An 11,006-nucleotide genomic window follows, 5' to 3' on the forward strand; every position below is an offset into this window, starting at 1 on the left:
GTCCCGCCTGACGAGCCTGCTCCAGCACCGAAGGCGACCTCCAGGTCTCGATATACGGAGCCGCGTACCGGGCCGGGAAACCCGAACCCGAACCGACCGGCCCACCCGCCTCCGGCACCACACTCACACCAGAAGAAGAAGGCGAGGGGGAGGGGGAGGGCTGCTGCGTTTCTGCGGGGCCGGCTGGGTTGTCGGCGTGGGTGAGGGTCTCCCATGCGACGAACAGGTTGTTGGTCCCGGCGGGACGGTTGCGTTGGGTGAGCTTGGCGGTTTCGGGCATGCTCTGGCCCAACCTGGTGTGCAGGGCGTTGTATCCGACCTCGGTGACGGGCCCCAGTTCTTGCTGCAGGCTGCCGCCGCAGAGGGAGGACGGCACGGCAGCACCGAGCTCGTACGTGGACTGGAACTCGAGTGCCTGCCGTAGGCGCTCGCCGACCTGGGAGTACAGGTCCTGCCCCTGGATCCAGGCGGTTTCGGCGACGTGGGAGATCGCGGAGATGCCGTAGCCCGTGTGCGTGAGGTCGCGGCAGGTCTCCTGCGTCAGACCGGAGGTGAACGTGGACTGCCCCTGCCAGAACCTGACTGCCGCCGACCTGTCGCTCGGGGCTCCCGACGTTGTCTTGGGCAGGCCGCCGTCGGAGTCCAGATAGACGTAGGCGGCGACCCGCTTCAGATAGCGGGCCAGCGCCTGGTCGTAACTGGCGCGGTCGTCGAGGAAGACGGAGATGCCGACCGCGGCCTCCATCATGCTCAGTTCCCAGTTGCCGTTGCTCTGGGAGCCGTTGATCACCTCGGGCAGGTAGATGTCGCGGAGCATCGTGGCGAAGCGGTCCGCCTGGGGCCAGTCGGTATAGGTGGAGCGAATGATCTCCGCGGCGCGCGGCCATACGGATCCGGCCCAGCCGGTCTGCAACGGCGCGTTGCTGTTGGTGTGTGAGGCGATCGTCGACGACCAGGCATCCATGACCTGGATGGCCTTCTGGGCGTACCGCTCGTCCCTGGTCATGTACCAGGCCAGGGCGTCGGTGTACGCCGCGATCGCGTCCTGCCGCTCGTCGGTGCATCCGTTGTTCGGTACGGAGTGCGAACCGCACTCCACGGTCCGCCGGGGGCTGGGGGTCCGGGAGAGGGACGCGTAGGGGCTTGCCATCATCTGGTCGAAGGCGCCCTTCCAGGGCTGGCTTCCCGCATGGACCTTCTCACGTGCGAAGTCCAGTTGCGATGTGCCCACCATAACCCCCGGGTGGGCGAACGCCGTGTTTTCCCCGCTCTGTCCGGCGATGGCTGGGACTACGGCGATCGTCGTCATAAGCATGGCGATCAGGGCGCCCAGGGCAACTCGCTTCCGCTTCTCCTTGTCGCGCCAGGGTGGTGGGCGGTGGAGAAGTGCATTCAACATGGGGGACGCCTTCCAGGAGCCGGTGGCCAATTCCATCGGGGTTCGCCAGCTGGCTGCGCCCTCGGCCGGCGACGCGGGCGCGTCGCCGACGTACGGCGTGGAGAGAGCGGTTCACCCGGCTGACAATGGGGGAAGCCGCTCCTGAGGTGCCGGGATCGACCCGGCGGATCATCAGGCGAGCCGCCTCCGCGCGTCATCCTTCTGAGGGTGGCTGACGTCCGCCAGCGCGGAGACGCCAGTGTGCCCCTTAGGTCAGCGGGATTGTTCGAACAACCCGCCAGGTCTCGCGGTGTCGGCGAGACCAGGGTGGCAAGGCGTGGGCGTTCGCGACCGCGTCAGGACCTCGCATCACCACGCCAGTCCCGCCACGCCTGAATGAGCCGACGCACGGCCGCTTGGTCGAGTCCCTGGTCCATCGGTGTCATCTCCGGGCCGATCTCGCGCATCATGATGACGCCCGGGGTGTCGGGCTCAGTCCTGAGTATCCGGAATCGGGAGCCGGGCAGGAACAGTACCCTGTCCGGACGCAACGGGTCGAGAAGGTCCGTGCGGCGGCCGTCCACCGACCAGATGAGGAAGTCGGTGTTGCCCGGATCGTCGCGGGGACCCAGAACCGATGCCTCGCACACGTTGGCGTCGACCAGCAGCGGTTGCGCGGCGTACCACTGCCGCATCGCATCGTCGAGTGTCGCCCGCAGACCCGTCGCCCCGCGGTGCACGGGAAGCATCCGCAGCCCCTCGCGGAGCAGTTCGCTGTCGGGCGGCTCCGGCCGGCTGGTGGCCGTTTCCTCCCCGGGCCCGTTCGGCCCGACTCCTGTCACATGGCGGAGCACGGCTGCGAGACCGGCAACGGCGTGCAGGTCCGATCGGTTCGCGGTGAGTTCGGGATGCCTGCGCAGTACCTCGGCCGCGAGGGACAGGAGTTCCTGATGCCCGGAGTCCGGGGTGGTGTACAACCGTGCCTGGCCGGTCTGCCCGCCGCTCGGCACCGGGCGGGAGCCGTTGGGGGCCGGGGGGCGGCCGGCGACGCCAGGCCCGCGCGGGCTGGGGCGGGCAGGGGAGGAGGCAGACCGGCCAGGCCGCCGGACAGGCATGTCAGGTGCCCGATCGCCGGCCGGAGCGGTGGGGCGGCAGACACCTGTGCGTACCGCTCTGCGCAGTTCGGACGGCAGGCTCCACACCAGATCCTTGGCAAGCCGCCTCAGCCGGGGCAGCGCCTCTTTGGAATCGGCGTCGCACAGGATCCGTTCGTGACCGGGATCCGGGTCGGCGGCTCGCACTTCGGCCGCGTACGAGGGGGCCTGCAGCAGGCGTACCCAAAGGCCGCTGCGCACCACCTCCACGACCACGTCGTCCGTGAGGAGGTGGATCCCGGGACGGATTTCTTGGAGGTCGCCGAGCGGCCACCGGTGCACCATCGCGAGCGGGCTCGGCAGAGGCTCGGCCGTGTCGGTCGGCGGCATGTGCGCGAATTCGTGCGCCTGCAGGGGACGGCCCGGAGAGCCGTCTCCTCCCACGAGCAGCACGTCACCGGAGTCGTCGCGTCCCTCCGGCATTCCGTTGTACAGACGCACCGGTTCGCCAACCACCTGGGCGAGCACGTCCCCGAAGTGCCTTCCTCCGCTCAGGCGCGTGGGCCCGTAGCACATGAATCGCACTGCCGGCCGCACGTGCGGGGGCACGTCGCGCCAGAAACGGGCGATGTCCGCCATCGGCAATGCCGCCGCCTCGGGGGCGCCGACCGCCACGGTCATCAGCTCGGAGGAAACCCGCAGTTGACCGGAAAGACGCCTGTGGTGGTCGTGTCGGAGTGCGCTTTGCTCCGCCGGACGCAGCCACACGCCGAAGGGGAGGGGCTCCGCCATGACCGTGCCCAGAGACCAGGGCCGGGCGGGGAGGGCAGACTCCCACGACGGCTTCGGGAATCGCCTGGAGTCCCACGCCTCAGGTGTTCCGGGTTCGCAGCGCACCCATCCCGGTCCGCCGTCCGCACCTATGAACAGGCCTCCGCCGGGGGTCGGCAGTGGGACCCCGGCCGCGGCGATCACCGTCCTGCCCAGCAGGTCGGCGAGCCGTCGGGCCACGATCGCGGCCCCGAGCCGAGGAGGCCGTCCGAACACCAGCCTCAGGCCGTTCTTCCCCGGGGGAATTTCCTGCGCCATCTGCTGGAGCGTCCCGTCGTTGGCCCCGTCGGGCAGGTCGACCACCAGGACGGTGCACTCGGGGTCCCGGGCAAGACCCGCGGTGAATGTCAAGGCGCGCGGATCCACGGGGCCGGCCGGGCAGATCAGCCATGCCTCGCCTGCACGGTGGGCCGTGAAAGGCGGACTGCCGGCACCGCTCTGCCCTTCGCGACCCAAGAGACGAAGCGAAGCTCCGTCAGTCGTACCCATTTCGGCACCCATGGTCACAGGATGCCCATGCGGATGGCGTAGGCGACGGCGTGGGTCCGATTGCGCAACCCCAGCCGCTTGACCACGGTCTGTATGACGCTTTTGATCAGGCGCTCCGAATAACTGAGCTTGTTGGCGATCTCCGCCGTATCCATACCCTCGGCCAGGAGCCTCAGCACGTCGACCTCACGCTGCGTCAGCTCCACCGGCAGCAGCCCGGTGGGGCATTCACTCTTCTGCATGCTGCGCATCCGGTCCAGCAGCATGCTCATCAGCACCGGAGGAACGATGGATCGCCCATGGTGCGCCTCGACGGCCGCCGCAAGGATCTGACTGAAGCTGGTGAACGGCCGCACCAAGAAGCTCGCCAGACCGTGGTTGACCGCGAGCGCCAGCTGCTGGTCCGAGATGTGGTCCGCGACCAGCACGATCCGTATCCGTCCATCGGTGAGCCGACTGGCACGGCTCATCGCGGAGAGCGTCTTGCCGCTCACCGTAGCGGTGAGCATCACCAGTATGTCGGCGTCGGCCAGTCCGTCGACCGTCAACAGCTTGACACGCTCGTCCGCCGCCAGGAAGGCGGCCGTGCCGTCACGAGTAAGGAGATCCTCGGCCTGTACGACGACCCCCGGTACCGGGCGTACTTCGTCTGCGCGATCAGGCATGGAACTCCTTGGGCATGACACCGTACTCGGGAAGCGCGGAACCCGGCGCTCCCCAGGACCATGAGTTACGCCGATCAGCGATCGAGCCAGGTTGACCCTGGACCGACGGGCCTCCGAATGCGCATCCATTCGCTCAGGAACGAGCATCACCGGTCTGGACAACATGCTCCTGCGCTTCACCGGCGATCATGCACTGTGAAGCAAGAGCCGTGCACCGGTGTGCAAGGCCCCACCGGACGGCAACGCGACAACCGTGCGAAAAGGGATGGGTGCTCGCCGGTGACGGGAGACGGCGGAGCTCGGAAGGGGGGAGACCGCCACCGAGGGACATCGCGGCCCTCGGCGGCCCCGGCGGCCGAGAGTATGCGCCATGAGACAGATCTGATTCTCAAGCCGCTCCGCCCGGGCCAAGGCGGTGTCGCGCCAGTGGTAGTGGCTGGACCGGGCGTTGATCCCTACAAGCGGTGTGGCGCTCTGCGCGATCGCAGCCGGGGTGTGGGCGCATCGGGAGGGCGACGACCCTGCCGCCGGCCTTGCGCACGCGCCGCTCGTCGATCCACTGCGCGACCTGGTCCAAGGATTCCGCGACTGGTCGGTGCGTGGTGTCCGGGAGTGGCGTGGCCCATCGGGGTGAAGCTGTCGGCACACCTCCTGGTTGTCGCGGTCACGGAGTGAGGGGATCTTCACGCACCGTCCTGCTTGCGCTGAACGATCTCGGGTGGCCGACGGCGGCGAGGGCGGACCCGGTGGCGACCCAGGCGGCGGCCGGCAGCTCGGGCAGGCCGGCGCGGTGGCGGGCGAGGAGATCGTCCATGGCGACGGTGAGGCGGCCCTGCCTCGACGGGCACCGGGAGGTCCACACAGGACCACGGCGGTTGGGCCTGCCGGCCGACGCGGGGTGGGTAGACCGCCGTCGTCGCAGGGGCCCCGGTGCCCGTACTAGCATGCCCGGGGGCCGTGGGTAGCGCCGTCACCAGATCCGACCGGAGAGGTGGCGCCTGCGGCGACCCCGACCGTCCCGCGCCTGTGGAGGAATCCCGCAATGCTCAACCGCAGTGAGATCGACGCGCTGTTTCCGGCCGACCTGGAGGCGCCCGAGCACTGGGAGCGGCGCTACCCGCCGCGGGAGCTGCCCGACGGTGCGATGGTGACCCGGTTCTGCCCGAGCCCGACCGGCTTCGCCCATCTGGGCGGCGTGTACGTGGCGATGCTGGACAAGGATCTCGCGCAGCACTCCGACGGCGCCTACTTCATCCGCATCGAGGACACCGACCAACAGCGGACCGTCGAGGGCGCGACCGCGCAGTTCGACGCCGCCTTCGGCTACTTCGGGGTGTCCTCGCCGGAGACCGACGCGACCGGCGCGTACGGCCCGTACACCCAGTCCGCACGCGCGGACATCTACCTGAGCTACGTGCGCGAGTTCCTCCGCGAGGGCAAGGCGTACCTGTGCTTCGCCACGAAGGAGGAGCTCGCCGCGGCGGCCGGGGAGCAGCGGGCGGAGAAGGTGCCCACCGGGTACTACGGCCGCTGGGCGCTCTGGCGCGACGCGACCGCCGAGCAGGTCCGAGAGCGGCTCGTGGCCGGGCAGCCTTACGTCGTCCGGTTCCGCTCGCCCGGCGAGCCGGGCCGAGTGACCTTCAGCGACCTGGTCCGCGGTGAGCTGGAGGCCGACGCGAACCGCAACGACATCGTCATCCTCAAGAGCTCGGACAGCCCGCTGCGGTTGCCGACCTACCACTTCGCGCATCTGGTGGACGACCACCTGATGCGGGTGACCAACGTCGTGCGCGGTGACGAGTGGATCTCGTCGGTGCCGGTGCACCTGCAGCTGTTCGACGCGGCCGGGTTCGAGCGCATCCCGTACGCGCACATCGCGCCGCTCTTGAAGATCGACGGTTCGAGCAAGCGCAAGCTGTCCAAGCGCAAGGACCCCGAGGCGTCCGTCGAGTTCTACATCACCGCGGGTTACCCGGCGCCCGCCGTCCTGTATTACCTGCGCGGGCTGATCAACGGCAGGCTGGCGGAGATGCCGCTGGACGAGGCGCTTGCGGCGCCCCTGCGGCTCGCCGAGTGCGGCGTGTCCGGCGCCCTGGTCGACCTGGTCAAGCTGGAGGACATCGCCGCGGATTACGTGGCCACGCTGTCCGGCGCCGACGTCCTCGAGCAGGTGCTGGCGTGGGCGGACCAGCACGACACCGAGCTGGCCAAGGCGGTGCGCGCCGAGCAGGACCTGGCGGTGCGCGCGCTGGACATCGAGCGCGTCGGCGTCGACAACCCGCGCAAGGACCTGCGGAAGTGGTCGGACTTCCGGGCGATCTACGGCTACTTCTTCACCGCGCTGTTCGAGCCGGTCGCCGACCCCGCCGACAGCCGGTTCGGCGGCCTGGCTCCGGAGGCACTGCGCAAGCTCACCGCGGACCTGCTCGACCGCTACCAGGACCTGACCGGCGCCGACGCGTGGTTCGACCAGATCCGCGCCACGGCGGCGGAGAACGGCTATGCGGCCAGCGTCAAGGACTACAAGCGGGACCCGGACGCCTACCCGGGCTCGATCCGCGAGGCGTCGCAGGCGATCCGCGTGCTGCTGACCGGCTCGACCCGCAGCCCCGCGCTGCACCTGGTGGCCAACGCCCTCGGCGAGACCGAGACCCGCCGCCGCCTCGCCGCCGTCCTCGACGCACGCTGATCGCCGCGCCGGGCGGGGTCCTGAGGCGGGGTCCTGGTCTCCGGTCAGGACCCCGCCCGGCGCGTTTCCCGGGGTGTCAGCGGGGTCTCCATGCCGGACACGTCCACCATCGACCCCGAGATTTCGATCCAGCAGTGCGCCTTGGCGCGCCCCTGCGCTGTCCCCCGCAGCACGCTCGGCCGACCGCCGCGCAGCCGCAGCCACCACGCCAGGGCGCGTGCCATCACCTCGGGCGACCCGCTCACCAAGGGCACCGCGCAGGCCCGGCGGGCGAGGTCCACGAGCGCCCGGGTCAGGTCGTTGTCGGAGGACGACCGCGCGGGCCCGGTCGGTTCCCCCAGCTCTACGACCGGGTGGGCGGGCACCAGCTGGGCGGCGAGGTTCAGCGCCACGAGCAGGGCCACTCGGGAGCGGCCCAGCCGGGTTCCCGGAGCGGCCGGTTCCGCGGGCGGCCGCGGCGCGGGCGCGAGCCGGTCGTCCCGAACGGTGATCGCGCGCGGCGGTCGCGGCGCGGACGCGGATTCGTCGAACCAGGCCACCAGGGCCGCAGCCCGCACCCAGCCGTCGCCCGTCCACAGCACGGCGGTCGGCGACTCGACGGCGGTGGGATCGAGATCGAGCGCGCGGGCGGTGGTGGAGGTGAACAGGTCGAGCAGACCGGGCAGTTCCCGCTGGCGTAGCCGGGCCGAGATCTGCCCGTCCGAGCTGCCGATCTTCGGGTGCAGGGCGACTTCGGGCGCGAGCCAGTCGAGGGCGGCCTGGCGCAGCAGCCACTTGGGCTGGGCGCCGGGCACGCCGGGGACCATCGCCGCGCGCGCCAGGTCGAGGGCGTCGCCGACCACGGCGGGGTCGGCCAGCGGGCTGGCGACGGCGAAGCCAGGCAGGGTCGAGCTCAGCGGCTCCCACTCGGGCACCTCGGCCGCGCGCCGGTAGGACCCGATGCCCGACCAGGTCCAACCGTCGTGCCAGAGACCGATCGCCCGGGCCGCGGTGTCGCGCCGCGCCGCGGCGACGCGGTCGGCCAGGCGGGGGCCGAACAGGACGTCGGCGGGGTCGCCCGCGGGCGCCGGGCTGGCCCCGGCGCGCAGCGCGCGGAGCTTGGACCACGCCCGCCGCGCCGTCAGCGCACCGTGTTCGCCGTTGCGCAGCGCGAAGTGGCCGACCGCGGCCGCCAGCGCGCGCGACGGGCGGGCGAGCAGGTCGACGAGCAGGTCCTCGCGCTCGGCGAACGCCTCGTCGCCGCCGTCTCCGGTGACGATCGCGGTGCACCCGTGTGCGTGCGACACCGCGATGATCTCTTCGAAGACGTGCGCGAACAGCGACGCGGTGGGCAGCGCGGCCACGGCGTTGGTGTCGCGCAAAGAGCGGACCAGGCTCGCCTGGGGCGGCAGGTCCACGGGGTGGCTGATCGCGCCCGCCGCGCGGAGGAACCGGTCGCGCAGGTGCTCTTCCGCCACGGTCCCCAGTCCGCTTCCGACGTTGAAGAGCACCACCCGCTCCGGTGCCCGCCGCAGCAGCGTGGCCGCCGTCAGGGTCGAGTCGAGGCCGCCGCTGAACAGGCATGCCACCCGGTCGTGCCGGTCGAGGATCCGGGCGGCGAGGTCGTCGAGGTGGCCGCGCAGCCGCGGGACCAGCCGGTCCTGGGCCAGTCGGGCGAATCCGGGCTCCCGCTCGGGCGTCCACGTCCGGTGGCAGCGCGTCCGGCCCGCGGCGTCGACTACGACCTCGTGGCCGGGCTGGACCTCCCGGACGTTGTCGCAAAGCGACGGCGCCAGTCCCGCGGTCGCGCGACCGCCCGCGAGGAACGCGGCGACGCCCTCCGGCGATGGTCGGGCACCGCCCATCGCCGTGGCGAGGGTCCGCAGGTCGGACGAGACCAGCAGCCGCCCTTCACGCCAGCCGAGGTAGGCGTGCGCGCGCCAGCGGGCCGGGACGCGCAGGCGCAGTTCGCCGCGGCCGACGACGAGGGTGATCGGCTCCTCGCGCAGGGCGGGCGGCCAGACCGGGTCGCGCCAGGTGATCGACACCGTCCCGTCTCCCACGGCCGTGGCGACACCGCCGCCGAAGCGCACGACAGGCTCGATGCCGGCGGTGGGCGGTGCCAGCAGGGGCGGTCCGGCGGGCCACCAGCCGGTCGCGGCCGTGACGTCCCCCGCGGGCGCCCAGGCCACCCGCAACGCGGTGGGTCGATCGGTTGTCATGTTCAGGCCTCCTGGGAAGCGCTCACCGCGCGTCGGACGGCCGCGGCGACCGCCGCGACCGCGGGCGGCGCCAGCAGCGTCGCGTGGTGCCCGTCGAGTATCTGGGTGGTGAACCCGCCCGCGGCGACTGCCGCCCAGCCCCAGCCGGGGTCGTCGACGGGCGCGGTGAGGACGCCCTCGAGCAGACCGGTGGCGCCGAACTCCGCCTCGCTCGCCCGCAGCAGCACGACGGGCCCGGGGTAGGGCCGGGGCCGGTGACGTTCCACTGCCCGCATCCGCCGCCGGTATCCGGCGGCCAGGTCGGCGGCTGTGTCCGCGGTGAATCCGCGCGGGACGACGCCCCGGTCGCGCAGCAGGCGGACGAGCCGGGGAAGCGCGTCGGCCGAGCGCGGCAGCCCGGCGAGCGCGGAGTCGGGTCGCTGCCCGTTCTCCCGGACGCGGTGGCTCAGGATCGCCAGGACGATCTCCGCGTCGTCGACGTCGTCGATGCCGCGCTCGCCCGCCCCCGGCGGCGCGGGCATGTCCAGGAGCACTACGGGCGGGCGGCGGCCGGTGGCCCGGACCACCAGGTGGGCCACCTCGAAGGCGAGGACGGCGCCGTAGGACCAGCCGACGATCGCGGCGGGCGGCTCCCCGGCCACCGCGGCGGTCAGGGCGTCGTGGTATCGGACGGCCTGGCTCTGGATGCTCTCGTCGGCGCGCAGCTCGGCCAGCGGCGTGCCCGCTACGGCGGCCACCCGGTGCTCGGCGAGCAGGTCGGCCAGCGGGCCGAAGCCCTCGGCGCTGCCGCTGATCGGGTGCAGGCACCAGACCGGCGATCCGCCCGCGTGTCCGGTGTGGACGACCAGCCGGTCTGCCGCCCGCTGGTCGGCCGCGGTGATCTCGGCCATGCGCGCGGCGAGCCGCCGGGCCGTGGGAGCCTCGAACAGCAGGTCGGTGGGCAGGGCGACGCCGAGCCGCTCGCCGAGCGCGGTCAGCACGTCGATGGCGTTGAGCGAGTCGGCGCCGCGGTCGAGCAGGTCGTCGTCGGGGCCGATGGTCTGGTCGGCCAGGCAGTCGCGCCACGCGGCGAGCACCAGGCTCGGCACGTCCTCCGAGTCGGGTGCCGCGGCGGCCCGCGCCGCGACTGCTCTGCGCAGCGGTCCACGGACGAACCGGTCCCAGCGGGCGGGCAGGTCGCCCTTCACCACGAGGAGGTGTCCGGTCAGTGCCGAGAACAGCACATCGGTCATCGCCGCATCGGCTTCGGCCGCGGTGAGGCCGTCCTGCACCATGCGGCTCTCGTGGACGCTCACCGCGGTGGAGTCGTGGTGCCAGGCGTCCCAGCCGACGCTGAGCCAGTTGCCGTGGTCGCCGTCGAAGTGATCGGCCGCGCAGTCCATGGCGGCCGCGGCGGCGGAGTAGCCGCCGAGGGACAGCGCGCCGAGCGCGCCCGCCAGCGAGGACATCAGCACGACCCGGCGCACGTCGTGGCGGCGCGCGGCGCGGGCCAGCGCGGTGACGCCGTGCGCCTTGATCCGGAAGTGCTCCTCGTCCCGCCACCCGGGCAGGCCGGACGAGGCGCGGTAGGCGGCGTCGCCGGACACGCCCGCGGCGAGCACCACCCGGTCGATCCGGCCGAACCGGTCCGCCACCCGGGCCAGCAACGCGTCGACGCTG

General features: G+C 72.1%; 6 protein-coding genes and 1 pseudogene. 1 reads left to right on the top strand and 6 read right to left on the bottom strand.

What is annotated here, in order from left to right:
• Window positions 1-181: 181 nt before the first annotated feature.
• From VIW71_RS18525 to VIW71_RS18540, 4 genes and pseudogenes are all read right to left on the bottom strand, one after another.
• A pseudogene (locus VIW71_RS18525) lies at window positions 182-1,309 on the bottom strand (alginate lyase family protein); the annotation flags it as partial.
• Between the two features lie 425 nt (window positions 1,310-1,734).
• Window positions 1,735-3,654: a hypothetical protein gene (locus tag VIW71_RS18530; protein WP_331623457.1), complete on the bottom strand. Its 1,920-nt coding sequence runs from the start codon at window positions 3,652-3,654 to the stop codon at window positions 1,735-1,737.
• 152 nt (window positions 3,655-3,806) lie between these two features.
• Window positions 3,807-4,457 carry a response regulator transcription factor gene (locus VIW71_RS18535; RefSeq protein WP_331623458.1) on the bottom strand — a complete coding sequence of 217 codons (651 nt, stop codon included), beginning with the start codon at window positions 4,455-4,457 and terminating at the stop codon, window positions 3,807-3,809.
• A gap of 664 nt (window positions 4,458-5,121) precedes the next feature.
• The gene (locus VIW71_RS18540; RefSeq protein ID WP_331623459.1) at window positions 5,122-5,271 is read right to left on the bottom strand and encodes a hypothetical protein; all 150 of its coding nucleotides are present in this window, start codon (window positions 5,269-5,271) and stop codon (window positions 5,122-5,124) included.
• A 228-nt stretch (window positions 5,272-5,499) separates the two neighbouring features.
• Here VIW71_RS18540 and VIW71_RS18545 point away from each other — a divergent pair, with 228 nt between their 5' ends.
• Window positions 5,500-7,146, top strand: coding sequence for a glutamate--tRNA ligase (locus VIW71_RS18545; protein WP_331623460.1), 1,647 nt, complete (start codon window positions 5,500-5,502; stop codon window positions 7,144-7,146).
• A 44-nt stretch (window positions 7,147-7,190) separates the two neighbouring features.
• Here the strand turns inward: VIW71_RS18545 and VIW71_RS18550 are convergent, their stop codons facing one another.
• Together VIW71_RS18550 and VIW71_RS18555 are read right to left on the bottom strand one after the other, a co-directional pair.
• The gene (locus VIW71_RS18550; protein ID WP_331623461.1) at window positions 7,191-9,347 is read right to left on the bottom strand and encodes an asparagine synthase C-terminal domain-containing protein; all 2,157 of its coding nucleotides are present in this window, start codon (window positions 9,345-9,347) and stop codon (window positions 7,191-7,193) included.
• 2 nt (window positions 9,348-9,349) lie between these two features.
• Window positions 9,350-11,006: thioesterase domain-containing protein (locus VIW71_RS18555; protein WP_331623462.1), on the bottom strand; the 1,657-nt coding region annotated here is incomplete at its 5' end.

It is taken from the genome of Streptomyces sp., from assembly GCF_036524955.1.
In the GTDB taxonomy this organism is placed as follows: Bacteria; Actinomycetota; Actinomycetes; order Streptomycetales; family Streptomycetaceae; genus Actinacidiphila.

Excerpts from the sequence above, each read along its gene's own strand:
- VIW71_RS18550 (WP_331623461.1), bottom strand. The coding sequence starts at position 9,347 with ATGACAACCGATCGACCCACCGCGTTGCGGGTGGCCTGGGCGCCCGCG.
- VIW71_RS18535 (WP_331623458.1), bottom strand. The coding sequence starts at position 4,457 with ATGCCTGATCGCGCAGACGAAGTACGCCCGGTACCGGGGGTCGTCGTA.
- VIW71_RS18540 (WP_331623459.1), bottom strand. The coding sequence starts at position 5,271 with ATGGACGATCTCCTCGCCCGCCACCGCGCCGGCCTGCCCGAGCTGCCG.
- VIW71_RS18545 (WP_331623460.1), top strand. The coding sequence starts at position 5,500 with ATGCTCAACCGCAGTGAGATCGACGCGCTGTTTCCGGCCGACCTGGAG.